25 protein-coding genes are annotated in these 26,067 nt (G+C 71.7%); 12 read left to right on the forward strand and 13 right to left on the reverse strand.

Annotation, left to right across the window (positions count from 1 at the left end; genetic code table 11):
• Nucleotides 1–215 precede the first annotated feature (215 nt).
• The 3 genes from purL (at nt 216) to ACFJGV_RS08905 (ending at nt 3,836) form a co-directional block, all read left to right on the forward strand.
• Complete coding sequence (purL, locus tag ACFJGV_RS08895; protein ID WP_378148430.1) at nt 216–2,561, forward strand: phosphoribosylformylglycinamidine synthase subunit PurL; 2,346 nt, start codon at nt 216–218, stop codon at nt 2,559–2,561.
• Nucleotides 2,562–2,685: 124 nt separating this feature from the next.
• Complete coding sequence (locus ACFJGV_RS08900) at nt 2,686–2,898, forward strand: hypothetical protein (RefSeq protein WP_085020737.1); 213 nt, start codon at nt 2,686–2,688, stop codon at nt 2,896–2,898.
• Between the two features lie 155 nt (nt 2,899–3,053).
• A complete protein-coding gene (locus ACFJGV_RS08905; RefSeq protein ID WP_378148431.1) occupies nt 3,054–3,836 on the forward strand; it encodes a siderophore-interacting protein in 783 nt (260 codons plus the stop codon).
• 51 nt (nt 3,837–3,887) lie between these two features.
• Here ACFJGV_RS08905 and ACFJGV_RS08910 read toward each other — a convergent pair whose 3' ends face one another.
• Complete coding sequence (locus tag ACFJGV_RS08910) at nt 3,888–4,232, reverse strand: chorismate mutase (RefSeq protein WP_378148433.1); 345 nt, start codon at nt 4,230–4,232, stop codon at nt 3,888–3,890.
• A 22-nt stretch (nt 4,233–4,254) separates the two neighbouring features.
• A complete protein-coding gene (locus tag ACFJGV_RS08915) occupies nt 4,255–5,223 on the reverse strand; it encodes a DMT family transporter (protein ID WP_378148434.1) in 969 nt (322 codons plus the stop codon).
• 181 nt (nt 5,224–5,404) lie between these two features.
• Between ACFJGV_RS08915 and ACFJGV_RS08920 the strand changes: the two genes are divergently transcribed.
• Entirely contained in the window at nt 5,405–6,148 is a 744-nt protein-coding gene (locus ACFJGV_RS08920) for an SDR family oxidoreductase (RefSeq protein WP_378148435.1), read from the forward strand.
• An 82-nt stretch (nt 6,149–6,230) separates the two neighbouring features.
• Here ACFJGV_RS08920 and ACFJGV_RS08925 read toward each other — a convergent pair whose 3' ends face one another.
• Nucleotides 6,231–6,872: a GNAT family N-acetyltransferase gene (locus ACFJGV_RS08925; RefSeq protein ID WP_378148436.1), complete on the reverse strand. Its 642-nt coding sequence runs from the start codon at nt 6,870–6,872 to the stop codon at nt 6,231–6,233.
• A 66-nt stretch (nt 6,873–6,938) separates the two neighbouring features.
• On the opposite strand from ACFJGV_RS08925, the gene ACFJGV_RS08930 reads away from it, so the two are divergent.
• Nucleotides 6,939–7,547, forward strand: coding sequence for a maleylpyruvate isomerase family mycothiol-dependent enzyme (locus tag ACFJGV_RS08930; RefSeq protein ID WP_378148438.1), 609 nt, complete (start codon nt 6,939–6,941; stop codon nt 7,545–7,547).
• A gap of 115 nt (nt 7,548–7,662) precedes the next feature.
• Here the strand turns inward: ACFJGV_RS08930 and ACFJGV_RS08935 are convergent, their stop codons facing one another.
• The gene (locus ACFJGV_RS08935) at nt 7,663–8,022 is read right to left on the reverse strand and encodes a UBP-type zinc finger domain-containing protein (RefSeq protein WP_378148439.1); all 360 of its coding nucleotides are present in this window, start codon (nt 8,020–8,022) and stop codon (nt 7,663–7,665) included.
• 64 nt (nt 8,023–8,086) lie between these two features.
• Here ACFJGV_RS08935 and ACFJGV_RS08940 point away from each other — a divergent pair, with 64 nt between their 5' ends.
• On the forward strand, nt 8,087–9,769 hold the full coding sequence (locus ACFJGV_RS08940) for an FAD-dependent oxidoreductase (protein WP_378148440.1): 1,683 nt from the start codon (nt 8,087–8,089) through the stop codon (nt 9,767–9,769).
• 127 nt (nt 9,770–9,896) lie between these two features.
• Here ACFJGV_RS08940 and ACFJGV_RS08945 read toward each other — a convergent pair whose 3' ends face one another.
• From ACFJGV_RS08945 to ACFJGV_RS08980, 8 genes are all read right to left on the reverse strand, one after another.
• Nucleotides 9,897–10,652, reverse strand: a complete 756-nt coding sequence (locus ACFJGV_RS08945) for a GntR family transcriptional regulator (RefSeq protein ID WP_378148442.1) — start codon at nt 10,650–10,652, stop codon at nt 9,897–9,899.
• Between the two features lie 77 nt (nt 10,653–10,729).
• Complete coding sequence (gene deoC / locus ACFJGV_RS08950) at nt 10,730–11,440, reverse strand: deoxyribose-phosphate aldolase (RefSeq protein ID WP_378148443.1); 711 nt, start codon at nt 11,438–11,440, stop codon at nt 10,730–10,732.
• Nucleotides 11,441–11,507: 67 nt separating this feature from the next.
• Nucleotides 11,508–11,963 carry a D-ribose pyranase gene (rbsD, locus tag ACFJGV_RS08955; protein WP_378148445.1) on the reverse strand — a complete coding sequence of 152 codons (456 nt, stop codon included), beginning with the start codon at nt 11,961–11,963 and terminating at the stop codon, nt 11,508–11,510.
• Between the two features lie 29 nt (nt 11,964–11,992).
• Nucleotides 11,993–13,564, reverse strand: coding sequence for a sugar ABC transporter ATP-binding protein (locus ACFJGV_RS08960; RefSeq protein ID WP_378148447.1), 1,572 nt, complete (start codon nt 13,562–13,564; stop codon nt 11,993–11,995).
• The gene (locus tag ACFJGV_RS08965; RefSeq protein WP_378148449.1) at nt 13,564–14,598 is read right to left on the reverse strand and encodes a sugar ABC transporter substrate-binding protein; all 1,035 of its coding nucleotides are present in this window, start codon (nt 14,596–14,598) and stop codon (nt 13,564–13,566) included. The genes ACFJGV_RS08960 and ACFJGV_RS08965 overlap by 1 nt, the downstream gene beginning before the upstream one ends.
• Before the next feature lie 50 nt (nt 14,599–14,648).
• Nucleotides 14,649–15,650, reverse strand: a complete 1,002-nt coding sequence (locus ACFJGV_RS08970; protein WP_378148451.1) for an ABC transporter permease — start codon at nt 15,648–15,650, stop codon at nt 14,649–14,651.
• On the reverse strand, nt 15,647–16,723 hold the full coding sequence (locus ACFJGV_RS08975) for a ribokinase (RefSeq protein WP_378148452.1): 1,077 nt from the start codon (nt 16,721–16,723) through the stop codon (nt 15,647–15,649). Before ACFJGV_RS08975 ends, ACFJGV_RS08970 begins: the two co-directional genes overlap by 4 nt.
• Nucleotides 16,724–16,986: 263 nt before the next feature.
• Nucleotides 16,987–17,304 (reverse strand): thioredoxin, encoded by a 318-nt coding sequence (locus tag ACFJGV_RS08980; protein WP_378148454.1) that lies wholly within the window; start codon nt 17,302–17,304, stop codon nt 16,987–16,989.
• Nucleotides 17,305–17,378: 74 nt separating this feature from the next.
• Between ACFJGV_RS08980 and ACFJGV_RS08985 the strand changes: the two genes are divergently transcribed.
• The 4 genes from ACFJGV_RS08985 to ACFJGV_RS09000 all read left to right on the forward strand — a co-directional run bounded on the left by ACFJGV_RS08985 (nt 17,379) and on the right by ACFJGV_RS09000 (nt 23,657).
• Nucleotides 17,379–18,374 (forward strand): LacI family DNA-binding transcriptional regulator, encoded by a 996-nt coding sequence (locus tag ACFJGV_RS08985; RefSeq protein ID WP_378148456.1) that lies wholly within the window; start codon nt 17,379–17,381, stop codon nt 18,372–18,374.
• Nucleotides 18,375–18,549: 175 nt separating this feature from the next.
• Nucleotides 18,550–21,216 (forward strand): GH92 family glycosyl hydrolase, encoded by a 2,667-nt coding sequence (locus ACFJGV_RS08990; protein WP_378148458.1) that lies wholly within the window; start codon nt 18,550–18,552, stop codon nt 21,214–21,216.
• Between the two features lie 199 nt (nt 21,217–21,415).
• Nucleotides 21,416–22,702, forward strand: a complete 1,287-nt coding sequence (locus ACFJGV_RS08995; protein ID WP_378148459.1) for an adenylosuccinate synthase — start codon at nt 21,416–21,418, stop codon at nt 22,700–22,702.
• A gap of 166 nt (nt 22,703–22,868) precedes the next feature.
• Complete coding sequence (locus ACFJGV_RS09000; protein ID WP_378148461.1) at nt 22,869–23,657, forward strand: SDR family NAD(P)-dependent oxidoreductase; 789 nt, start codon at nt 22,869–22,871, stop codon at nt 23,655–23,657.
• Here the strand turns inward: ACFJGV_RS09000 and ACFJGV_RS09005 are convergent.
• Nucleotides 23,626–24,507 carry a helix-turn-helix domain-containing protein gene (locus ACFJGV_RS09005; RefSeq protein WP_378148463.1) on the reverse strand — a complete coding sequence of 294 codons (882 nt, stop codon included), beginning with the start codon at nt 24,505–24,507 and terminating at the stop codon, nt 23,626–23,628. The two genes, ACFJGV_RS09000 and ACFJGV_RS09005, sit on opposite strands and share 32 nt — an antisense overlap.
• A gap of 150 nt (nt 24,508–24,657) precedes the next feature.
• Between ACFJGV_RS09005 and ACFJGV_RS09010 the strand changes: the two genes are divergently transcribed.
• Both ACFJGV_RS09010 and ACFJGV_RS09015 read left to right on the forward strand, forming a co-directional pair.
• Nucleotides 24,658–25,404, forward strand: a complete 747-nt coding sequence (locus ACFJGV_RS09010; RefSeq protein WP_378148464.1) for an SDR family oxidoreductase — start codon at nt 24,658–24,660, stop codon at nt 25,402–25,404.
• A gap of 75 nt (nt 25,405–25,479) precedes the next feature.
• Nucleotides 25,480–25,998, forward strand: a complete 519-nt coding sequence (locus tag ACFJGV_RS09015; RefSeq protein WP_378148466.1) for a DUF6328 family protein — start codon at nt 25,480–25,482, stop codon at nt 25,996–25,998.
• Nucleotides 25,999–26,067 lie beyond the last annotated feature (69 nt).

Raw genomic sequence — 26,067 nt, forward strand, 5'->3', positions numbered from 1 at the left:
CCGGCGCCAGGGCCCGGCGGGTACCGTGACCGCGCGCTTGCCGCGAAAAACGCAGGGGCTCAGGCCCTTCGCGCCTCAATGATGGACGACGGGCCTGAGCCCCTGCGTTCTCCACGGCACCGCCTCCCGCTGCCGCACCCCGGCCGCCGCGGAGGGCGCGCATCCGCCGGTAGAATCGACGCGCATCGCCCCTCGAACGTCAGGAGCACGGCCGCGTGAGCACCGCCGAGACCCCGAGCGCCCCCGACAGCGCCGTCGCCGACCGCACGGCGGTGGCCGACACCGTCGCGAACGCCGTCGCCACCCCCGAGAGGGAGCAGCCGTACGGCGCGCTCGGTCTGAAGCCCGACGAGTACGAGCGGATCCGCGAGATCCTCGGCCGTCGCCCCACGAGCGGCGAGCTGGCCATGTACTCGGTCATGTGGAGCGAGCACTGCTCGTACAAGTCGTCGAAGGTGTACCTGCGCCAGTTCGGGCAGAAGGTCTCCCCCGCCATGAAGAAGAACCTCATGGTGGGCATGGGCGAGAACGCCGGCGTCGTCGACGTGGGTGAGGGCTGGGCCGTGACGTTCAAGGTCGAGAGCCACAACCATCCGTCGTACATCGAGCCCTTCCAGGGCGCGGCCACCGGCGTCGGCGGCATCGTGCGCGACATCATCTCGATGGGCGCCCGCCCGGTCGCGGTGATGGACCAGCTGCGCTTCGGCTCGATCGAGGAGGCCGACACGGCGCGGGTCGTGCACGGCGTCACCAGCGGCATCTCCTTCTACGGCAACTGCCTCGGCCTGCCCAACATCGGCGGCGAGACCTACTTCGACCCGGTGTACCAGGGCAACCCGCTGGTCAACGCGCTGAGCGTGGGCGTGCTGCGCCACGAGGACCTCCACCTCGCCAACGCGCGCGGCGTCGGCAACAAGGTCGTGCTGTTCGGCGCCCGCACCGGCGGCGACGGCATCGGCGGGGCCTCCATCCTCGCCTCCGACACGTTCTCCGCGGGCGGCCCCACCAAGCGCCCCGCGGTGCAGGTGGGCGACCCCTTCGCCGAGAAGGTGCTCATCGAGTGCTGCCTCGAGCTGTACCGCGACGAGCTGGTGCAGGGCATCCAAGACCTCGGCGCCGCAGGCATCTCGTGCGCCACCTCCGAGCTCGCGTCCAACGGCGACGGCGGCATGTTCATCGAGCTCGACCGCGTGCTGCTGCGCGACCCCTCTCTCACGGCCGAGGAGATCCTCATGTCCGAGAGCCAGGAGCGGATGATGGCGGTGGTCGAGCCGTCGAAGCTCGACGCCTTCCTCGCTGTCACCGCCAAGTGGGATGTGGAGACCAGCGTCCTCGGCGAGGTCACCGACACCGGTCGGCTCGTCATCCACTGGCACGGCGAGGAGATCGTCGACGTCGACCCGCGCACCGTCGCTGTCGACGGGCCGGTGTACGAGCGCCCGGTCGCGTACCCGTCGTGGCTCGACGAGCTGCAGGCGTCGTCCGCGGCGTCGCTGCCCCGTTCGTCCTCGGGCGACGACCTCCGCGACGAGTTCCTCCGCCTCATCTCCTCGCCGAACATGGCGTCGAAGGAGTGGATCACCAACCAGTACGACCGGTACGTGCTCGGCAACACGGCGCTGTCCTTCCCCGACGACGGCGGCATGATCCGCGTCGACGAGGAGTCGGGCCTCGGCTTCGCCCTGGCGGCGGACGCGAACGGGCGCTACTGCCAGCTCGACCCCTACCAGGGTGCGCAGCTGGCCCTCGCGGAGGCGTACCGCAACGTCGCCGTCACCGGCGCGCAGCCCGTCGCGGTCTCCGACTGCCTGAACTTCGGCAGCCCGGAGAACCCCGAGGTGATGTGGCAGTTCTCGCAGGCCGTCACCGGCCTCGCGGATGCCTGCCTCGAGATGGAGATCCCCGTCACCGGCGGCAACGTCTCGTTCTACAACCAGACCGGGACCGCCCCCATCCACCCCACCCCTGTGGTCGCGGTGCTGGGTGTCATCGACGACGTCGCCCGCCGCATCCCCTCGGGCTGGCAGGACGACGGCGACAACCTCTACCTCCTCGGCGTCACCCGCTCCGAGCTCGACGGGTCGGCCTGGGCCGGCGTCATCCACGACCACCTCGGTGGCCGTCCGCCGGCGGTGTCGCTGGCGGACGAGGTGGCATTGGCCGGGCTGCTGCAGGGGGCGGCGCTCGAGGCGCTCGTCGACTCCGCGCACGACCTGTCGGATGGCGGACTCGCGCAGGCCCTCACCGAGTCGGTGCTGCGCTTCGGCATCGGAGCCCGCGTGTGGCTTGACGAGATCATCGACCGTGACGGCGTGTCCGCATCCGATGCCCTCTTCAGCGAGTCGACCGGGCGCGTGCTCGTGGCGGTGCCGCGGGAGGACGACGTGAAGTTCCGGGGGCTCTGTGAGGGGCGCGGCTACCCCGTGCTCCGCGTGGGCGTGACGGACGCGGAGAGCGGCTCGCTCGAGGTGCAGGGGCTCTTCACCGTGCCGCTCGACGAGCTCGACGCCGCCCACCGCGGCACCCTCCCCGCCCACTTCGGTCCCGTCGTCGGCGGCTAGCCTCCGACCCGGACGGCGTGGTTTCGCCACACCCAGGTGGTTTCGCCACGTCGATCGGGGTGGCGGAACCACCTCCGTACGGCGGAACCGCGTGGGTGGGGCTGAAACGGGGGAGGATGAGAGCATGAGCGACACGAACGTGCCCGACGACACCTCGCCCGACGACCGCGACTTCGCCGACGACCCCGAGACGCAGCAGCGCCTCAAGGAGGAGAACGACCGCGACCTGGGCGTCGACCCCTTCTTCGCCGGAGCGGACATCACGGAGAGCGACGGCCCCGACCTCGAGGCCGGCGACGACCTCGACACCGGCGCGGGCCTCCCCCGCCGCGACTGAGCCCCGCCACCGGCCACGCGCCGGGTGGACCGCGTTTCGCCACACCTTTGGCGTTTCGCCACGCGCATGCATGTGGCGAAACGCCAGGAGCGTGGCGGAACCACGGCACTGCCGTACACCGCCCTCCGACGTTCAGGTTAGGGTAGCCTCACCTCATGGCGTTCAAGGATGCGAAGACGTTCGACACCCGGTGCGTCGTCGAGGTGCTGCGCACCCGGCGCGTGACCCCGAACATGGTTCGCGTCACCGTGGGCGGCGAGCAGCTGAGCGCCCTCGAGCATCGCGGCTTCGACCACTGGTTCCGGCTCTTCCTGCCGCGCGACGGTGTGACGAACTTCGATCTGCCCGCCCGCATGGATCTTCGCGGTTACATCGGCTACCTGCGCATGCCGAAGGACACCCGGCCGCCGATGCGCAACTACACGGTGCGCGAGTTCCGGCCGGATGCGCAGGAGCTCGACATCGACTTCGTCACGCACGGCGACGCCGGCCCCGCCTCGCGCTTCGCGCTGTCCGCCCGCGCCGGCGACCGACTCGCTCTGGTCGACCAGGGCTGCGGGTGGGACCCCGTCCCGGCGGACTGGACGCTGCTCGTCGCCGACGAGACCGGCCTGCCCGCGGTGCTCGGGATCCTGCGCGACATGCCGCGCACGGCGATCGGCCGTGCCTTCATCGAGGTGCCGCATGCCGACGACGCCCAGCCCGTCGACGCTCCCGCCGGGATGGACGTCACCTGGGTCGCTCGGAACACCGGCGACCGACCGGGGGCGCGGGTCGTGGAGGCGGTGCAGTCCGCAGCGCTGCCGCCTGGCGCGCCGTACGCCTACCTCGTGGGAGAGCAGTCGATCCCGACGAGCGTGCGCCGCTGGCTCGTCGGCCGCGGAGTGCCGAAGTCGAACATCACCTTCACCGGATACTGGCGGCTCGGCAAGCACTGAATCCCGACGACCCGTCACCTGCGCACGGGATGGCCGCGTGTGCCGCAGAGGCTACTCGGCCGTACCGGTGACCTCGGCGATGCGCTCGTGGTGGTGGATCACCTCGGCGATGATGAAGTTCAGGAACTTCTCCGCGAAGGCCGGGTCGAGGTGCGACTCCTCGGCGAGAGCGCGCAGGCGGGCGATCTGGCGCGCCTCGCGGTCGGGGTCGGCCGGCGGCAAGCCGTACTGGGCCTTGAGATAGCCCACGTGCTGTGTGAACTTGAACCGCTCCGCGAGCATGTGGATGACGGCGGCGTCGATGTTGTCGATGCTCTGGCGGATGTTCTCGAGCCGGGTGTGGACATCGGCATCCGTATCGAAAACGTTGCGGATCGTCGCGCCCTCGTCAACCATGGGTCGACTCTAGCGGCCCGGCTCAGCCGCGGCTGACAGCATTCCGTGAACCCGCGAACCGCCCCAGGCGGAGGCGTCGCTGCGCCAGCAGGATGCCGAGGAAGACCAGCAGCGCGCCGAGCGGCTCGTGCCAGCTCAGGCTCTCGCCGAGCACGAGGATGCCAAGTGCGACCCCCACCACGGGAGTGACGTACGTGACGGTCGAAGTGGCCGTCGGGCCCCAGTTGTCGAGCACGTTCATGTACCAGACGTAGGCGACGCCGGTGCCGAGGATGCCCAGGGTGAGCAGCGACGACACCACCGGCAGCGTCAGCTCGACCGGACCGATCGCCAGGAACGGGGTGAGCAGCAGGATGACGAGCGCCCCCATGCCGATCTGCAGGAACGCCGCCGCCAGGCCCTTCACGCCGTGAGGGGCGGCGAAGCGCCGGATGTAGCCGAACGAGAACCCGTAGCAGACCGCCGAGCCGATGCAGGCGAGCTGCCCCGCCAGCTCGAGCACGGGCGACCCCTCGGCGGCGGCCGACGGCACGAAGCGCCACGGGCCGATGATCACGATCACGCCGAGGATGCCGACCACCACACCGAGCACCTGCGCCCGATCGAGCTTCTCGACCCGGAAGGCCAGCGTGACGAGCAGAGCCGTCGTGATGGGCGTGACGGCGTTGTAGATGCTGGCGAGACCCGAGGACACATACTGCTCGGCCCAGGAGAACAGCAGATACGGCACGACGCATCCGCTCAGACCGACCACCACGAAGTGGAGGTACACGATCGGGTTGCGCGGCAGCCGCGTGCGCGTCACGAGCACGATCACCGCGAGCGCCAGCGCCCCCAGCACGAGCCGCGACCACGCGACCTGCCCGAACGAGACGCCCTCGAGCGCCACCTTCATGAAGAGGAAGCTGCCGCCCCACAGCAGCCCGAGCAGGACGAACTGGATCGTCACCGACGATCGCGCGGCAGGACGGGGTGGTGCGGGCTGGCTCACCCGGCGACACTACCGCCCGCCGCCGACGCCGAGACCCGCGGATGCGCGCCCCGCGCGACCTTGGCAGTCGCGCACCCGAGATCGGCAGTCCCGGACCGCTCGCGCATCCGAGACCTCACACGAGGCGGGCCTGCGTCGTCATGACTGTGAACGGCACGAGCCGGAGACGGAAGGGACAGTCATGGAGATCCTCATCATGGGCGGCAACGGACACGTCGGGGCGCGGCTCGCGACCCGCCTGCGCGACCTCGGACACGGGGTGCGGGTGGGCTCACGCGAGCACGGCGTCGACGCGCTCACGGGCGCCGGGCTCGAGGAGGCGATGGACGGGGTCGAGGTCGTCGTCGACGTGCTCAACACCGCGGAGCTGGATCCGGCCGCCGCGACCGCGTTCTTCGCGGGCACCACCGAGCGGATCATGGCCGCCGAACGGACCGCGGGCGTGCGGCACCACGTCCTGCTCTCGATCGTGGGCGTCGACCGCGCCCGTGCGAACGGCTACTACGTGGGCAAGGTCGCGCAGGAGGAGGCGGTGCGTGCCGCCGGGGTGCCCTTCTCGATCATCCGGGCCACGCAGTTCCACGACTTCGTGCCCACCATCGCCGACTGGCTGACGGTCGACGGGGCCGTCCAGGCCCCCGGGATGCTGCTGCAGCCGGTCGACGTGATGGACGTCGTCGGCGTCCTCGCGGAGGTCGCGCTCGGTCACCCGCTCGGCGCGACCGTCGAGCTCGCCGGTCCGGAGCGCTACCGCCTCGACGAGCTGATCCGGGCGACGCTGGCCGCGCGCTCCGATCCGCGCGAGGTGGTCACCATCGAGGGGACGGCGCTCGGCGCGGACGCGGCGGACTCGCTCGTGCCGCTCGGCGCGCACCGCAGCGGCGCGCTCCCGTATCCCGTCGCGGCGCCGCCGGTGGACGCCTGAGGTCGCACGGCGTGAGCCGGCGACGGTGCCTGGAGCGGGCGGGCCGGGCGCAGGTGGGCAGGCCGAACGAGGCGGGACGCGGCTAGCGCCGGTCGAGCACCACCGGCCCGGCCGCGGCCTGGGCCGCGACCCGCTCCACCAGGGCCTCGCGCACGGTGGGCCACTCGTCGACGATGATCGAGAACACCGCCGAGTCGCGCCACGATCCGTCGGCGCGTGGGATGTCGCGGCGCACGATGCCCTCGAAGGTGGCCCCGAGCTTGGCGATGGCCGCCCTCGATCGTGTGTTGAGCACATCCGCCTGGATCTTCACGCGCCCGAACCCGTGCCCGAACGCATGGTCGAGCAGCAGCAGCTTCGCCTCGGGGTTCACGACGGTGCCCCAGACGCGCGGGTCGTAGGCCGTCCAGCCGATGTGGGTGTGCTCGAGCCGCTCGTCGAAGTCGCCGAGGGTCGTCGTGCCGACGAGCGCGCCGTCGGAGGGGCCGCCCGAGATCCGGATCGCGAACGGCCGCCCGGCCTCCCACGCGTAGTAGCCCGCCGCCCAGACGCGGAAGCCCTCGAGGGTGTCGCGGTATCCGGCCGACCCGCCGCCGTAGCCGCCGGCGAACACCTCGGGCCGTCCGATCGCGGCGAAGAGCTCGGGCACATCCGCCTCCGTCAGCGGGTCGAGGCGGATGCGCGTGCCCTGCAGCGAGGCGGGCTCAGGTCGGCGGGCGGTCATGCCCTCAGTCTGACATCCGACTGGGCTGGTCTTGCGGCCTCGTCGCCCTATGCCACGATGGACCCCATGGGCACCGTCGCCATGTTCTCCCAGTCCGCCTCGGCGTTCCACGCACTCGTGGAACGCATCGACGACGCGCAGTGGGAGCAGCCGGCGCTCGGCGTGTGGGATCTCCGCGGACTCGTCGGGCACACCACCCGCGCCATCCTCACCGTGGAGGGCTATCTCGCCCTCGACGACCCCGGCTTCGAGAGCGTGCCCGACGCGGAGTCCTACTACGGCCGCGTCTACCGCGACCTCGGTGCGCCGGAGGATGTGGCGGCGCGCGGCGTCGAGGCCGGTGTGTGGCTCGGTGACGACCCCGCGCAGGCCGTCCACGATGCGATCGGACGTGCGATGGCCGCCATCGACGCCGCTCCCGCCGAGCGGATCGTGTCGATCGGCGGGCTCGGCATCCGGCTGCCCGAGTACCTGCGCACCCGCGTGTTCGAGCTCGTCGTGCACTCGATCGACATCGCGAATGCGATCGGCGTGCCGCACGGGCAGCCGCAGCCCGCGATCATGGCCACGCTCGAGCTGGCCGCGGGCATCGCCGCCAGCCGTGGCCAGGGCGAGGAGCTGCTCATGGCCCTCACGGGCCGCCGCACCCTCCCCGAGGGCTACTCCGTGGTCTGAGCTCGGCCGGGTGTTCGGTCTTCGCGGCCTCTTCGGCGTATCGCTGCGCCAATGACCCCGCGAAACGCCAATCAGGACGCGAAACCCGGGGTGGGGGCGGGGACGCGGACGCGGGCTACTCGCCGCGGTCGGCGGCGAGCAGGCGGCGCCAGTCCTCCGGGAGGCGCTCGGCGGGGCCCGGCGCGGTCTGCGACTCCGGGTGGCTCGTGGCGGGGGCGAGCTCGGGGCCGTCGTAGTACGCGTCGCTCGAGTAGTCCCAGAACCAGTCCTCGCCGGGCTCGAACGACTGGATGATCGGATGCCCGGTCTCGCGCCAGTGCGCGGTCGCGTGCTTCGAGAGGGAGTCGTCGCAGCATCCGACGTGCCCGCACTCGGCGCAGCGCCGGAGGTGCACCCACCATCCGCCCGCCGCATCGCATTCCACGCATCCGTCACCGCTCGGCGGGACGTCGGTCCGCACTGCCGCATCCGTCATGCCGACGAGCCTAGCTTCCGGGCGGACCCTCATGGGAGGGTGAGGACGACCAACGAGGAGGACCATGGGCGCCGAGCTGCTCGTCCCGGACGGAACCGACCCCGCCGTCGTGCGCGACGCCTTCCCGCGTGTGCCCGACGCGCTGCAGGAGCGGCTCGAGCACTACGGCACGCTGCGCGATGTCGAGGCGGGCGAGGTGCTGTACCAGGCCGGACACCCGCTGCCCGGGCTGTACGTCGTCGAGAGCGGGAGCGTCGAGATCCTCGGCTACAACTCGGATGCGTCGGAGGAGACGGTGGTGCTCCGCTACGGCGCGCACCACTTCGTGGGCGAGCTCGCGCTGCTCACCGGGCAGAAGTCGTTCACGACGGCTCGGGTGGCCGAGGCGGGGCGGCTGCGGCTGCTCGACATGGACGAGTTCCGGCGCCTGATGGGCGAGGAGGCGAAGCTCTCCGACTTCCTGCTGCGCACGCTGGTCGCGCGGCGCGAGGTGCTGCGCACAGGCGTGGTGGCGCGCACGATCGAGATCGTCGGCGACCCGCGCTCGCGCTCGTCGCTCGCCCTGCGCACCTACGCGGCGCGCCAGCGCATCCCCCACATCTGGATCGACTCCGACAGCGATGAGGGATGCGCGCGGCTGGCCGAGGCGGGCATCGGCGTCGATGAGCTGCCGGTCGTGTTCAGCCCGAAGGGCGTCTTCCGCCGCACGAACCCGGGTGAGCTCGCTCACAAGCTCGGCCTGACCTACCGGGGCGGATCGGGCCGGGTCGTCGACCTCGCCGTCGTCGGGGCCGGTCCGGCGGGCATGGCCGCCGCCGTCTACGGCGCGTCGGAGGGGCTGTCGACGATCGTGCTCGACTCGGTGAACGTGGGCGGGCAGGCCGCGGCCAGCTCGCGGATCGAGAACTACCTCGGCTTCCCCTCGGGCATCAGCGGAGAGAAGCTGCTCGAGAAGTCGGCGCTGCAGGCCGAGAAGTTCGGGGCGGAGATCTTCACGCCCTGCACGGTGGCCCGCCTCGACACCGAGTCCGGGTCGCTGCACCTCGAGCTCGACGACGGCACGTCGATCGAGCCGCGCGCCGTGATCGTCGCCACCGGCGCCCGCTACCGCGCGCTGCCCCTCGACCGCTGGGACGAGTTCGAGGACTCGAGCATCTACTACGCCGCGACCGAGATGGAGGCGCGCAGCTGCGCATCCAAGCCGCTCGTCGTGGTGGGCGGGGCGAACTCGGCCGGCCAGGCGGCCCTGTTCCTCGCCGGGCGCGGCTCGCGCGTGACGATCGTGGTGCGGCACGACCTCGGGAAGGACATGTCGGCCTACCTCGCCGATCGCCTGCACGCCGAACCCGGGATCACCGTGCTCACCCACAGCGAGGTCACCGCGCTGCACGGGCCCGACACGCTCACGAGGGTGACCGTCACGGAGGCGTCGGGCGACGCCTCCGAGGTCGACTGCGGCGGACTGTTCTGCTTCATCGGGGCGTCGCCCTCCTCGTCGTGGCTCGACGGGATCGCGCTCGACGAGAAGGGCTTCGTGCTGACGGATGCGGAGCTCGCGTCGCGCGGGGCCCTCGACGACACCTGGACCGGGCTCGGCCGCGCTCCGCTGCCGTTCGAGACCAGCGTGCCGGGCGTCTTCGCCGTGGGCGACGTACGCCGCGGCTCGATGAAGCGCGTCGCGGCCGCGGTGGGCGAGGGCGCGAGCGCCGTGCACTCCGTGCACCGCGCCCTCGGTCGCATGGCCTGAGCGCCGCCGCGCCCCCGAAGGTCCCTGGTTTCGCTGCCTCTTTGGCGTCTCGCGGGGTCAATGGCGCAGCGAGACGCCAAACAGGCCGCGAAATCAGGGGTGGGCGAAGCGGAGGAGCGAGCGGGGCTCAGCGGCGGGAGAGGAGGGACGTCACCTTCAGCCGGCCGCTGTGGATCCAGACGTCGGAGTACTCGATGGGGCGGCCGTCGGCGAGGTAGGTGACCTGCTGCATGTACTGCACGGGCTCGCCCTCGGCGAGCTGCAACGCCTCGGCGACCTCGCCGGTGGCGGGCTCGGCGCTGAACGTGCGCCGGGCGGTGCCGATCTTCAGCCCGTAGCGCCCCTCGAGAGTGCCGAAGAGGCTGTGCGCGCCGAAGTCGACGTCGGCGATCCCGGGCGTGAGGTCCATGCGCACGAAGTTGTTCAGCAGGGTGACGGGCTCGCCGCCCGTCGACCGCAGGCGCGCGAGACGCAGCACCTCGCCGCCCGACGGCACGTCGAGCAGCGCGGCCACGGGCCGCGGCGGGTCGATGACCTCGGTGGCGCGCACCGAGGTGTCGAACACGATGCCCTGGTTCGAGAAGTCCTCCGACAGCGTGCTGAGGCGCTGGGCGATCGAGGGCTCGAACGTGGTGGAGGCGACGAACGTCCCCCGCCCGCGCACCTGGCGCAGCAGGCCCTCCTCGATCAGGGTGGTGAGCGCCCGGCGCAGCGTGCCGCGGCTGACACCCAGCTCGGCGGCCAGCTCGGGCTCGCTCTTCAGGCGGTAGTGCGCCGGCCACTCCCCCGTCGCGATGCGGTTGCGGAGCGACCCGGAGATCTGCGCGTGGATGGCCACGGGCGCATCGCGATCGATGCCCCGTGTGCTGGTGCCGCTCGTCATGATCTCTCCTGATCCCCGCGTCCCATCGTCCCCCGTCCGGCGTGCCCGACGCGCATCCGCGCCGGGCACCGCTCGGATCAGTAGCTGACGGTGGACTCGTTCCCGGTGTCGGTGACGATCTGGATGCCCGCGCTCGTGCCCATGAGCACGGCCCCGGCCGCCAGGAGGGAGATGGCCTGAGGATAGCTCTTGATCGAGCCCGAGGCCTTCACCTGCACGCCGGGGCGCGCCCGCTCCACGAGGTAGCGGACGCTGTCGGGGTTCGCGGTCTCGATCGCGCCGCTGGAGGCGTTCTTGAGGAACGCGACACCGGCCTCCTGGGCCAGCTCGACCGCGATCTCCTTCTCCGCCTCCGTCAGCAGCGGCAGCTCGAGCATCACCTTGACGGGGATGCCGCTGGCGCGGACGACGCCGGCGATGTCCTCGCGGAACTCGTCGTACATGCCGCTCTTCAGCCATCCGACCTGCACGCCGATGTCTAGCTGGGTCGCACCGAGGCGCGCGATCTCGGCGGCCTCGGCGGCCTTGCCCGCGCTGGTCATCACTCCGACGGTCGGGAAGTCGAGGGCGGACGCGATCCCGATGCCGGTGCCGGCCAGCTCGGAGGCGACGAGCGGCACCCACGAGGCGGGGACCATGGCCGCGTTGAACCCGTACTCGACGGTCTCCTTCACGTGCGCGATCATCTCGTCGCGGGTGGTGCCCACCTCGATCTTGGTGTGCTGGATGTAGGGGGCGAGCTCCGCGGGCGACAGGGTGATGTCGCCGGTGGTCGTGGTGTCGGTCACTGGTTGTTCTCTTTCTACTGGGAGTCTGCGGGGGTCTTCGGATGAGGGCCGGGCCGAGCGGCTGCGCTCAGAGCTTCGAGGCGTAGTAGTCGGGCACGACGACGCCCTCGCCGCCGAACCACTTCGGCACGTCGACACCGCAGACGAGGCCGATGTTGCCCCAGGGCTCGAAGGCGCCGGTGCGCACGATGACCTTCGCCTGATGAGCGACCTCGCTGAGCATCGCGGCGTGGGTGCGGGTGGTGAACTCGGCGTCCGTGAAGGTGCCCTGGAGCCACTCGTCGAGCCTCGGGTTGTTCGAGACGACGTCGTCGGCGCGCACGACGCCCTCGACGATGATCTCGTCGGCGATGAGGCCGAGGACGGTGCGGAGGTCGGGGAGGTTCTCGGCGACCGCGAGGTCGATCCGCTGAGCGTCGCGCGGGATGGGGAACCCCGCGTCGACCACGAGCACGAGGTCGGTGTGCCCGAGGGTGGCGAGGGCCCCGCTGAGCTGGGCGTTGAGGATGCCGTGGCGCTTCATGGTTCTTCTCCTGGGTGGGTGGTCGGCCGTCAGGCCGCGGTCGAGGGGTGGCTGATCGCGCCGGTGGCGGCGGCCATGATCGACTCCTCGGTCGCCCCGGCGGAGTCGACCACGTCGACGACGCGGCCCTCCGACAGGACGACGATGCGGTCGGTGATGGTGAGCAGCTCGGGCAGGTCGGACGAGGAGCAGAGGATCGCGACGCCACGGTCGGCGAGCGCGAAGAGCTGCTCGTAGATCTCGGCCTTCGCACCCACGTCGACGCCGCGGGTGGGTTCGTCGAGGATGAGCACGCCCGGGTCGATCGCGATCCACCGGGCGAGCATGGCCTTCTGCTGGTTGCCGCCGGACAGGTTCGTGATGGGGGTGTCGAGCGTCGCGGTCTTGACCCGCAGCCGCTCGGCGAGCGAGCGGGCGTTCCTGTCGAACGCCCCTCGACGGACGAGCCCGACGCTGGTCAGCGCCTTCACGGTGAGCACGCCGACGTTCTCGGCGACGCTCATCGTGGTGAGGAGGCCCTGCGCCCGGCGCTCGCCCGGCACGAAGCCGAGCCGACGCTCGACGCTCGCGATCGGGTTGCGCTGCTCGTAGGGGGCGCCGAGCACCTCGACGGTGCCGCCCGTGCCCTTGTCGCCGCCGAAGATGTTGTGCAGCAGCTCGACCCGTCCGCTGTCGGGCAGGCCCGCCACGCCGAGGATCTCGCCGGGGCGCACCTCGAGGTCGATCCCGGAGTGTCGTCTGCCCGACAGCCCGGTGACCCTGAGGGCCGGGGCCGGGGCGCTCGTCGTGGCGACCTGGCCGGACGCGGAGGGCACGGCTACCGCGACGGCCGCCCGCTGCTCGGCGCGGGACGTGAACTGGCCGAGCTCGCGCCCCACCATCGCCGCCACCGCCTGATCGGGCGTGACCTCCGACCGCCGCCACGAGGCGACGTGCCGGCCGTCGCGGAGCACCTCGATGCGATCCGCGAGGCGGAACACCTCGGGCATGCGGTGCGAGACGTAGACCATCGTCGTGCCCTTGGCCTTGAGGGTGTCCATGAGCGCGAACAGACGGTCGGACTCGGCCGGGGTCAGCATCGCGGTGGGCTCGTCGAGGATGAGCACGCGGCAGTCGCGGGCGATCGAGCGGGCCACCACGACGAGCTGCTGCGTGGCGAGGTCGAGCTGGCGGACCGCCGTCGTCGGGTCGACGTGGAGGTCGAGCTCGGCGAGCAGTTCGGTCGCCCGGGCGAGCATCCGGCGGCGGGAGGGGAAGGCCCGGTTGCCCGGCTCGATCCCGGCGAGGATGTTCTCGGCCACCGAGCGGTCGGGCAGCAGCGAGAGCTCCTGCGGCACGATCGCGATGCCGTACCGGGTGAGCATGGTGCTGGGGTCGTAGGAGGTGACGGCCTCCCCGAAGACGGTGACGCTTCCTCCGCTCGGCGGCTGCAGGCCGGCGAGGATCTTGAGGAGCGTGGACTTGCCCGCGCCGTTCTCTCCGAGCAGGGCGGTCACCTCGCCCTCGGTGATGTCGAAGCTGACGTCCTGGAGCGCACGGACCGGGCCGAAGCTCCGGCTGAGCTGCTCGATGCGGACGGCGAGCGGAGGAAGCGTGCTCATCAGCCCTCCACCGTGGCTTCGCCGATGTTGTCGAGCGTGATGAACTGGGCGCCCGTGTCGACGCCCTTGATCGGGGTGCCGTCCTTCACGAAGTCGAACAGCACCTTGACGGCCTGGTAGCCCTGCTTCTCGGGGTTCTGGCTGATCGTGAACGAGACGACGCCGTTCTTCACGAAGTCGGCGGTCTGCGGCAGCAGGTCGAAGCCGACCATCGTGATCTTGCCCGTGTTGCCGGACTGCTCGACCCACTTCGCCGCGGCCGTCGTGCTGCAGCAATCGAGGCCCGCGATGGCGACGACGCCGGACTGGCCCGACATGGTCGACTCGACCGTGTTGTACGCGGCGTTCGGCTCGTTGCCGACGTTCACCGGGCCGACGACCTCGAGGCCGGAGCCCTCCATGCCCGCCTCGAATCCGCTGAACCGGTCGTTCGACCAGCCGGCGCCCGTGTCGAGCGAGAACACGACGACCTTGCCCGTGGCGCCGTCGCCCAGCACCTCACGGAGCTGTTCCGACTCGGACTGGCCGGACGCCTTGAGGTCCTGACCCACGAAGCCCATCTGCTTCGAGCCGGGGTTGTCGGTGTTGAAGGAGATGATCGGGATGCCCGCGTCGTACGCCTGGGCGATGACCGGCTTCAGGGCGTCGCTCGACGCGCTCGACACGGCCAGCGCATCCACCGACTGCTGCTGGATGAGGGTCTGCAGCTCCGAGACCTGCTTCGCGGCGTCACCTCCGGTGGGGCCGATGAGCTGCACGTCGGCGCCGAGCTCCTCACCCGCACGGTCCATGCCCTTCGAGATGGGGGTCGCGAAGGCCAGCGAGGGGTCGTGGTAGCTGAGCTTGATGCGCAGCGGGTCGCCGTTGTCGACGCGCTGCTGGATGTAGTCGGCGAGCTTGAAGCCGCCGTCGGTCGACGACGAGTCGCTGCCGTTGCCGGTCGTGATGGCGCCGCAGCCGCTGAGGGCGAGAGCGGCCGAAGCGACGAGCGCGCCTGTGACGAGCATCCGCTTGGTGAATCGGGTGATGGACATCATTACTCCTTTGTGGTGTCCGGATGTGATTGCAGGGTGGAGGGGACGAGCTACGCCTTGGTCTTCCGGCGGCGTTGCCAGGTGTCGGCGGCGACCGCGGCGACGATGACGAGGCCGGTGACGACGGTCTGCCAGAAGGACGAGATGCCGTTGATGTTGAGGATGTTCTGCAGCAGACCGATGAAGAGGACGCCGATGATGGTGCCCCACATGGTGCCCGAGCCGCCGAACAGGGCCGCGCCGCCGATGATGACCGCGGAGATCACCGTGAGTTCGAGGCCCGTGCCGGTGACGCCCTGGACGTACGAGAGGAACGACAGGCCGAGCACGCCGGAGATGCCGGCGGTGAGTCCGGAGAGCACGAACGCCGTGAGCTTCACGCGCTTCACGTTGATGCCCACGAGGCGCGCCGCCTCCTGGTTGCCGCCCACCGCGTAGGTGTTGAAGCCGAGGCGCGAGCGCGAGAGCAGCACGATCCCGATCGCGGCGATGACAGCGAAGATGATGAGCTGCATCGGCACGACGCCGAACAGGCGTCCCTGGCCGATGAGGGTGAACTCGGCCACGCCGGGCTGATCGCTCGAGAGCGAGATCGGCGCGCCGTCGGAGATGAGCAGCGTGATGCCGCGGAAGACGCTGAGGCTGCCGAGGGTGACGATGAAGCTCGGCACACCCAGCAGCACCACGGCGAGACCGTTCAGGATGCCCGCGGCCACCGCCACGATCAGCCCGATGAGGATCGCGAGCGGCCAGGCGACGCCGGCCGTGATCGCCATGCCCGTCGTGATGGCGGACAGGGCGTAGATCGAGCCCACCGAGAGGTCGATCTCGCCGTTGATGATGACGAACGTGGCGCCGATCGCCATGATCCCGATCTGCGAGATCTGCTGTCCGACCGAGAGCAGGTTGCCGCTCTGCGCGAAGTTCGGCTGCAGCACGACGCCGAGGATGAAGAGGAGCACGAGAGCGGCGAAGACGCCGGCCTCGCGAGCGTGCAGCAGCTTGCGGGGGTTGAAGGACGCCGACCGCGTCGGTGCGGTGGTGGTGGTCATGTCGGGATTCCCCTCGTGGTGGTCTGGGTGCTCGGGTGCTCTGCGGGGGCGCGGTGGGTGGCGTGAGCGTCGGTCCCGGCGGCGCGGGTGTCGCTCCCGGTGGCGCGGGTGTCGGCGGGGGGCTCGTCGGCGACGCGGGTGTTGTCGGCGACGCGGGTGTCGTCGGGCTGGTCGCTCGTGGCGAGCTGGTCGCGGGTGGGGAGGGACGGGATCACACCGGCGATCGTGACGGCGTGCGCCCCGGCGCGGGCGGCGTAGCGGGCGGCGTCGCCGAGCGACGCGCCCTCGGCGAGCGCCACGGCGAGGGCCGCGGTGAACGAGTCGCCCGCGCCCGTGGTGTCGACGACGTGCTCGACCGCGAGGGGCGCGATCTCCTCGACGCCCTCGTCGCTGCAGAGCAGCGCGCCGGCGCCGCCGCGGGTGAGGATCACCGCTCCGCCGGTACGGGCGCGGAGCTGCTGCACGAGCTCCGCGTCACCGAGACCGTGGTCGGCGGGGAGGCCGAGCAGCACGGGCGCCTCGGTCTGATTCGGAGTGATGACGTCGATCGAGCTCCAGATGTCGTCGGGCAGCGGACGGGCCGGCGCCGGGTTGAGGAGCGTGCGCGTGCCGCGCTCCCGGCCGGTGCGAAGCGCCTCGACCACGGCCGACTCGGGGATCTCCATCGACACCACGAGGATGTCGGCCGCCTCGATCTCGTCGGCGAAGTCGACGACCGCCTCCGCGTCGAGCTCGTCGAGCGCGCCGGGGGCGATGGTGATGCGGTTCTCGCCCGAGGGCTCGACCAGGATGAAGCCGACCATCGTGGGCCGCGTGCCGGTGACGACGTGGGTCGCGTCGACCCCCTCCGTCCGCCAAAGCTCGCGCGCCGTGGCACCGAAGGCGTCGTCTCCCACCGCGGTGAGGAGCGCGACGTCCGCGCCGAGGCGGGCGGCGCCGATGGCCTGGTTCGAGCCCTTGCCGCCGGGGCCCTCGTCGTACTCACCGCCGGTGAGGGTCTCGCCCGGGCCCGGAGCCTTCGGAACGCGCATCGTGAGGCCGGCACCGTAACTGCCGACGACTGCGATCTTCATCGATCGGGACATCCTTGTCTATGAACAACTGTGTACATGAGCACGTTATGTCCATGGATGTCCACATGTCAAGTGCGCTCCGCGCGTCGGCCGCGGCGCACCTCGCGGCGGGGGGGTGCTGCGCTTCATCACGGAATGCGGCGTCGGCGTCGGGCCTGCGCGCAGCGGATCCGGGCGCCGCTCGCGTCACGTGGACACCGAATCCGGGCACGTCCCCCCGGAAACGGGCGGACTTCGCCGGATCCGGTGTCGAGGCGACGGCGTCAGGCGGGGAGGGCGCCCGCGATCGCAGTGAGCAGCTGCGGCACGGTGGGCGCGCCCGACGCGCGGAACAGCTCCGGCGCATCCGACAGCGGCGCGGCCTCCGCGGCGGCCGCGCCGGGTGCGGAGGCGCGGATCACCACCGTGGGCGTCGCGGTGATGGCGGCGCGCTCGGACTCCGCGGGGGCGTCGGCGACGTTGACCTCGCGCCACTCGACCCGGTCGCCCAGCAGCTCGGCCGCGCGCGCGGCGGTCGCGCGGGCCGCGGTGCACGCACCGCAGAAGCTCGATGTGTAGAGCGTGACGCTCAACTCGGCCACCGGCCCACCTCCTCCGTGGAGTGCAACCACCAGCGCGCGAAGGGGATTCCGGGGGCGGGCGATACCGTGGGGCCATGCTCCCGCATCCGCCCCGCCCCACCGTGCAGGACGTCGCGCGGCGCGCGGGCGTCGGCGTCGGCACCGTCTCGCGGGTGCTCAACGACCTGCCGAACGTCGCCGAGGCCACGAAGCAGCGCGTGCAGGCCGCGATCGACGAGCTCGGCTACCGGCGCAACAGCGCCGCGAGCGCCCTGCGCCGGGGCGCGGGGATCACGATCGGGCTCCTCGTCGACGACCTCGCCGATCCGTTCTACTCGCAGGTGCACCGTGCCGTGGAGGACGCCGCGCTCGAGAACGACTGGGCCCTCCTCGCGCTGTCGACCGCGGGCGACGGCGAGCGCGCCCGGCGCCAGATCGCCGGGCTCGCCTCGCGCGGCGTCGACGGCCTGCTCGTCATGCTGCCCGAGGGCGCCCGGGAGGCCGACGTGCTCCACGGCGTCGACGCGGGCACCGCCGTCGTCTACCTCGACCGCCCGCCCGTCTCCGCCGACGCCGACACCGTGCTCGCCGACAACCGCGCGGGCGCGCGCCTCGGCGTCGCGCACCTCCTCGCCCGCGGCCACCGGCGCATCGGATGCCTCGCCGACCGCGCCGGCATCTGGACGTCCCGGGAACGCGTCGAGGGCTATCGCGACGCCCTCCGCGCCGTCGGCCTCGCTCCCGACGACGCCTTCGTGCACTCCCGTGTCGGCACCCACGACGAGGTCGGCGCCGTGATCGAGCGGATGCTCCGCCTCCCCGATCCGCCCACCGCTCTGTTCACCGCGAACAACCGGGTCACGGCGGCGGCGCTGCGGGCGCTGGCGGGAGCAGGCACGCGACTCGACATGGTGGGGTTCGACGACCTCGAGCTCGCCGACCTGCTCGATCCCCCGCTCACGGTCGTGGAGCAGGACGCGGAGCGGTTGGGCTCGACGGCGGCGCTCCGCCTGCAGCAGCGGCTCGCGGGCGATCGCGGCCCCGCGGTGCACGACGTCGTGGCACCGCGCCTGCTCGTCCGCACGCACTGATCCGTCACTTTCGGCGGGTTGTGGGGCCTGGCACTAGCCGAAAGTGACGGAACGGGGACTCGTGAGCACGAGCGCGTCCCCCTTGCGGGGGGCATGGGGTTCACCTAGGCTCGCCTGGAATCGATTCCAACGCGGGTCGATGCCGAGACCGTGCAGACGTCAGAGAGGACGCAGAGTGCCACGACGTGCAGTCACTCGAAGAACATCCACCACCCTCGCCGCGGGTCTCACCGCGGTAGGGCTCGCGGTCAGCGGCATCGCCGGCGCCACCGCCGCGAACGCCGCATCCGCGGCCCCCGGCGACATCGCGAGCGCCGCCGCCGCCGGCGACTACGCCGCCCTCGTGAACCCCTTCGTGGGCACCGAGGACGAAGGCAACGCCTACCCGGGCGCCACGCTCCCCTTCGGGATGGTGCAGCTCAGCCCCGACAACACGAACACGTACGGATCGACCTCCTACTCGAACGAGGCCGGCCAGGTCTGGGGCTTCAGCCACCGCCACATCAACAGCGCCGGATGCCCGGCCGCGGGCGAGCTGCTGGTCACGCCGAGCACCGCATCCGCCCCCATCACCGACCGGCAGTTCATCCCGATCACGCCGGGCACGGAGTCGGCCGAGGCGGGCTACTACACGGCCACCCTCGACAGCGGCGTCACCGCCGAGCTCACCGCCACCGAGCGCACGGGCGTGCACCGCTACACCTTCCCGGCGACCACCACCGCGAACCTCTCGTTCAACGTCGGGCAGACTCTCCGCGACGCGGGCGCCTCCTCCATCGCCTGGGTCGACGACCGCACCCTCGAGGGCTGGGTCGACAACGGCGGCTTCTGCGGCGGCACCGACCGCAAGGAGCGCGTCTTCTTCAGCGCCACCTTCGACCGCCCCGCCGCCACTCAGGAGACCTGGCAGGGCGGCACCGTGCAGACCGCCCTCGCGAGCGAGGCGGCGAGCGGATCGAACGGCGCCGTCGCGGTGTTCGACACCACCGCCGACCAGACCGTCGAGGTCGAGGTGGGCGTCTCCTTCGTCGACGTCGACGGGGCGCGCGCCAACCGCGTCGCCGAGCTGGGAGCCGAGGGCACCCCGTTCGACGACGTGCGTGCATCCGCTCACGAGGCCTGGAACGAGCAGTTGAGCGTGGCGCAGATCGAGGCGTCGGCGGATGCTCAGCGCATCTTCTACACACAGCTCTACAAGTCGCTGCTCTCGCCCACGATCGGCAGCGACGTCGACGGCCGCTACCGCGGCCAGGACGGCGAGGTGCACACCGCCGAGGGCTGGACGTACCACCAGACGTTCTCGCTCTGGGACACCTACCGCACCCAGGCCGCGCTGCACGCGCTGCTCGTGCCCGACACGGCCCAGGACATCGTGCGCTCGATGTACCAGCAGCGGGTCGAGGGCGGATGGCTGCCGCGCTGGTCGCTGGGCTCGATCGAGACGAACATCATGGCCGGTGACCCCGTCTCCGCCTGGCTCGCCGAGAACTTCGCCTACGGCAGCGTGCCTGCCGACATCTCCGACGAGCTGTGGGGCTACCTGATCGAGAACGCGACGACCGCTCCCCCGGAGGGTGGCCTCGGCAACGGCCGACTGAGCGCGGAGTACTACCTCGCGAACGGCCACATCCCCTACTACTCCGAGAACGACCCCGGGCTCGGCCAGCAGTACGAGGAGTACCGGCACGGCGGATCCGCGACCATGGAGTTCGCGGTCTCGGATGCGGCGATCGGCGCGGCGGCCACCCGCCTCGGCAAGCCCGAGGCGGCGGAGTTCCTGCAGCGCGGACGCAACTGGCAGAACCTCTGGAACCCCGAGGTCAAGCTCTCGGGCGGCTTCACGGGCATCGTGAACGCCGTGCGACCGGACGGCGGTTTCGTGCCGGTCGACGAGAACGCCCAGGTGCAGGAGTCGGGCTTCCACGAGGGCACGCAGTGGCAGTACCAGTGGATGGCCGGGCAGGACTTCAGCGGTCTGCAGGAGAAGATGGGCGGCACCGAGGGCTTCCTCGACCGGCTCGACCACTACTTCGACCTGCCCGCGCTGCAGGCGCAGCCCGGCGTCTCACCCGAGCACTGGGCGGCCGGCGGCAGCGACTACTACTCGAGCATCGGCTACAACCCGGGCAACGAGCCGACCATCATGAACCCGTGGCTGTACAGCTCGGCGGGTGAGCCGTGGAAGGTGAACGACGTCCTCGCCGCGAACCTCAACCGCTTCCCCGACACCCCGGGCGGCGGTGTCGGCAACGACGACCTCGGCACGATGTCGTCGTGGTACGTGTTCGCGACGCTCGGCTTCGAGCCGATCGTGCCCGGATCCGGGATCCTCGCGTTCAACGCGCCCCGCGTCCAGGCCGCGACCGTGCGCCTCGGCGACTCGACCCTCGACATCTCGGCGCCCGGCGCGACGGAGTCGGCGCCGAGCTACATCCGCGCGCTGACCGTCGACGGGGTCGACCACACCGCGACGTGGGCGGATGTCGACCAGCTGGCCGACGGCGGCTCGCTCGTCTTCGACCTCACGGCGGATGCGGCCGCCGCACCGACGCTCACCTGGGGCACCGCGGTCGCCGACCGCCTCCCCAGCGTCGCCGATCCCGCGTCGGGCTGGGTGCCGGGCGTGAGCCCCGGCGCCGGCCCGGGCGACAGCGGCACAGCGCCCGGCACGCCCGGCGGCGGCGCCGGCGCGGCTCCCGCGGACGGCACAGCCGGTGGCCAGCTCGCGGCGACGGGCGCGGAGCCCGCGCTGCCGCTGCAGCTCGCCGCGCTCGCGCTGCTCCTCGGCGGGGCCGCCGTCGCGGCCCGCGTCCTCCTCCGCCGGAGGCCCGCCCGCCGCTGACGCGTCCCCCACCCCCTGGCTTTGTCCACCTTTCCGTCGAGAATCCCCCGATCGGCGACGGAAAGGTGGACAAAGCCGCATGTGGGGCGCACAGAGGGGGCGCACATGAGGGGCGTCGGAGGGGTCACGGTAGGATCGAGTGTGATCCGGCGAGGGTCACGCCGATGACGACCAGACCACTGCATCCGGAGGTTCTCTCATGCCAGCGATCGTGCTGATCGGCGCCCAGTGGGGCGATGAGGGCAAGGGCAAGGCCACCGACCTCCTCGGCAGCCGCACCGACTACGTCGTGAAGTTCAACGGCGGCAACAACGCCGGTCACACCGTGGTGGTGGGCGACAAGAAGTACGCCCTGCACCTGCTGCCCTCCGGCATCCTCACCCCGGGCGTCACGCCCGTGATCGCGAACGGCGTGGTCGTCGACGTCGAGGTGCTCTTCAACGAGCTCGAGGCGCTCGGCTCACGCGGGGTCGACGTCTCGCGGCTGCTCGTCAGCGCCAACGCGCACGTCATCACGCAGTACCACCGCACGATCGACAAGGTCACCGAGCGCTTCCTCGGCAAGCGCCAGATCGGCACCACCGGCCGCGGCATCGGCCCGGCCTACGCCGACAAGATCAACCGCGTCGGCATCCGCATCCAAGACCTCTTCGACGAGGGCATCCTCCGCCAGAAGATCGAGGGCGCGCTCGACCAGAAGAATCACCTGCTGGTCAAGATCTACAACCGCCGCGCCATCGCCGTCGACGAGGTCTTCGACGACCTCATGTCGTACCGCGAGCGCCTGCGCCCGATGGTGGCCGACACCTCGCTCGTGCTCAACCAGGCCCTCGACCGCGGCGAGACCGTCCTCTTCGAGGGCGGTCAGGCCACGATGCTGGATGTGGACCACGGCACCTACCCGTTCGTCACGTCGTCGAACGCCACCTCCGGCGGCGCCGCCACCGGGTCGGGCGTCGCGCCCAACCGCTTCGACCGCGTGCTCGCCGTCGTGAAGGCGTACACGACCCGCGTCGGCTCGGGCCCGTTCCCGACGGAGCTGTTCGACGAGTCGGGCGAGTTCCTGCGCTCGGCGGGCTTCGAGTTCGGCACCACCACGGGCCGCCCGCGGCGCACCGGCTGGTACGACGCTCCGATCGCCCGGTACGCGGCGCGCATCAACGGCGTCACCGACTTCGTGCTCACCAAGCTCGACGTGCTGACCGGCCTCGAGCGCATCCCGGTCTGCGTCGCCTACGACGTCGACGGCACGCGCGTCGACGAGGTGCCGGTGTCGCAGAGCGACTTCCACCACGCGAAGCCGATCTACGAGGAACTCGAGGGCTGGTCGGAGGACATCACGGGCGCCCGCACCTTCGACGACCTCCCCGCCGCCGCGCAGCGCTACGTGCTCGCGCTCGAGGAGATGAGCGGCTCGCGCATCTCGGCGATCGGCGTGGGCCCGGCCCGCGAGGCCATCGTCACCCGCCACGACCTCCTCGGCTGAGCCCCGCCGTCGCCCCCCTGCGCGCGGCGTGACGCCGTCGCGAACACTTCACCTGCCCTTTCCCGGCCTGCTCCAGCCCGCAACCGCACCGGGGGCGGAGGGTAGAGAGGAGGCGCCGCGCGCATCCGACGCGGGCGGAGCAGGCAGAGCAGAGCGAGGGCACGGGATGGCACGCATCTTCATCACCGGATCGACCGACGGCCTCGGCCTCGCCGCGGCCCGGACGCTGATCGAGGGCGGGCACGAGGTGGTGCTGCACGCGCGGAGCGAGGCGCGCGCCGCGCACCTCGGCGACATCCGACGCCGTGCGTCGGGCATCGCGATCGGCGACCTCTCGAGCGCCGCGGAGACCGAGTCCGTCGCCGCCCAGGTCGACGCCCTCGGGCGGATGGACGCGGTGATCCACAACGCCGGCATCGGCTACCGCGAGCCGCGCCGCGTCGACACCGTCGACGGGCACGCCCATCTGCTCGCCATCAACGTGCTCGCGCCCTACCTCCTCACCTGCCGGATGCAGCGGCCCGATCGCCTGGTGTACCTCAGCAGCGGCATGCACCGCGGCGGCGACTCGTCGCTCATCGACCTCGACTGGACGTCGCGCCCCTGGAACGGCACGCAGGCGTACTCCGACAGCAAGCTCTTCGACGCCGCGCTCGCGCTGGCGATCGCGCGGCTGTGGCCGGACGTGCGCTCGAACGCGGTCGAGCCCGGATGGGTCGCCACCAAGATGGGCGGGTCGAGCGCGCCCGACGACCTCGCTCAGGGGCATGTGACGCAGGCCTGGCTCGCGGCGGGCGACGACCCCGCCGCGCTCGTCAGCGGCGAGTACCTCTACCACCGGCAGCCGCGGCGGATCCTGCCGATCGCCCGCGATCGGGCGTTTCAGGATGCGCTGCTCGACGAGCTGCGCCGGCTGACGGGCGTCAGCCTGCCGAGGGTCGCGCAGCCCGCGTGACGCCCGGAGCGTCGGCGTCGAGCGGCGGGACAGGCGCCGCCCGCTCCGCGAGCGTGGCCAGCAGCTGGAGCTTCTCGGCGCTCTCGCTCCGCTCCTCCGCGTAGTACACGACGAGGATCACGTCCCCGATCGGGAGCTTGTCACGCAGGATCTGCAGGTCACCCAGGAGCGGGTGGTGGACGGTCGTCGCGCCGCCGTCGAGCGCACGCACGTCGTGCCGGGCCCACGCCGCCCGGAACCGCTCGCTCGCCACCGACAGCTCCCCCACGATCTCGATGACGCGGGCATCGTCGGTGCTGTCGCCGACGGTCCGCCGGAAGGTCGCGATGAAGGCGTCGGCCGCTGACGCCCAGTCGCTCTGGAAGGCCTGCTCCTCCGGGTCGAGCAGGAGGTCGCGCAGCCGGTTGCGCCCGGGTAGGAGCCGCGGCGAGAAGGCGACGGCGAGCGGGTTGGAGGCGAGCACGTCGTAGGTGCGGCCCTCGATGAAGGCGGGGAGGCCGATCGAGGCGAGCAGGTGGTGCGCCCGCGAGGGCACGCGCTCCGGACGGCGGCGCGGCCGCGCGCGGGGTCGGGGCGCGGTGAGCCCGAGCAGGTAGTCGCGCTCGACGTCGTCGAGCTGCAGCACCCGCGCGAGGGCCTCGAGCACCTGGGCAGACGGGTTCGCGTCGCGCCCGCGCTCGAGGCGCAGGTAGTAGTCGGCACTGATGCCGGCGAGCAGCGCGACCTCCTCGCGACGGAGGCCGGCGACCCGGCGGTTCGGCCCGCCCGGCAGCCCGACCTGCGCCGGTGAGACGAGGGCCCGCCGCGCGCGCAGGTACTCGCCCAGCGGATTCGCCCGGTCGTCGCTCATCTCCCCACGGTAACCGTGCACGCAGCCTCGAGAGGGGGTCCTGCCACTCCCCGGATGCGCAGGGGCTCCCCGTGCGCGCGTCGGGCGCGCGACGCTCGAGCTGCCGGACGACCTCCGGCTCACATCGATCGAACGACACCGAAGGACACCATGGACATCTCCACCCGCACCGTCTTCATCGCCGGCGGCACCTCGGGCATCGGCCTGGGCCTCGCCCGGCGCTTCGCCGCCGCCGGCAGCACCGTCATCGTCGGCGGCCGCCGCACCGATCCCGTGGGCGACGGCATCGACGTCGTCGGGATCGACGTGACCGACCCCGACTCGGTCGCCGCCGCCCGCGACCAGGTGCTCGCCGCGCACCCGCAGCTCGACCTCGTCGTGACCATGGCCGGTGTGCTCCTCACCGAGGACCTCCGCGACCCCGCGCACTTCGCCACCGCGGAGACGACGATCGAGGTGAACGTGCTGGGCACCATCCGCGTGATCGACGCGTTCACGCCCCACCTCATCGAGCGCGGCGGCGGCACCGTGATGACGGTGAGCTCGGGCATCGGGTTCCTGCCGTTCCCGCTGATGGCGAGCTACGGTGCGTCGAAGGCCGCGGTGCACGCCTACTCCGAGGCGCTCCGCGTCCAGCTGGAGGACTCGGGGATCGATGTCGTCGAGCTCGTGCCGCCCGCCGTCGCGACGACGCCGGAGAACAAGAGGCTGAACCCGCGCGCGCTCGACCTCGAGGACTTCCTCGACGAGGTGATGGACCTCCTGAGCGCGGATCCGACCCCCGACGAGGTGCTCGTGGAGGGGGTGCAGATGCACCGCTGGGCCGAGCGCGACGGCACGTACGCCGACCTCGTCGCCCAGCGCTCCGCCATCCTGCAGCACCTGCGCGCGCAGTAGTTCTGGGCCGGGGCCGTTGCGCGGCGGGCGCCATCCGGGTCGAATGGACTGTCGAGGATGACGCGAGGAGTGACCATGGCCGCTTCCGACCCGGAGGAGCAGGACGCCGTGCCCGGCGACGGGCGCGACGAGACACCCAACCAGCGGTACGACCGCAACTGGAGCGAGCTGCTGCAGGAGTTCCGCGTGCTCCAGACGGGCACGCAGATCCTCGCGGGGTTCCTGCTCACGCTGCCGTTCCAGCAGCGCTTCACCGAGCTCGATCCGTTCGAGGTGGGCGTCTACCTGTCGCTCGTCGTGCTCTCGGTCGTGGTCACGCTCCTCGCCCTCGCCCCGCTGGCCCTGCACCGCCTGCTGTTCCGACGACGGGCCAAGCGGGCCCTGGTGGATGCGGCCAGCCGCATCCTGCTCGTCTGCCTCGGTGCCGCATCGCTGCTCTTCGCGGGCGTGGCGATGTTCGTCTTCGACTTCGTGCTCGGCCGCACGGCGGGCATCATCGCGGGCATCGCCGTCTTCGCCGTGATCGCGGTGATCTGGGTGATCGTGCCGACGGTGATGCGCGCCGCCCTCCGCGCCGACCCCAGCGAGGACTGAGCCCGGGCGACCCTCCGCCCACCCCACCCACCTCCCGATACTGAGCTATGCTCAGCAATAGGAGGTGGA

It is taken from the genome of Cnuibacter sp. UC19_7 (genome assembly GCF_042699995.1).
GTDB lineage: Bacteria > Actinomycetota > Actinomycetes > Actinomycetales > Microbacteriaceae > Cnuibacter.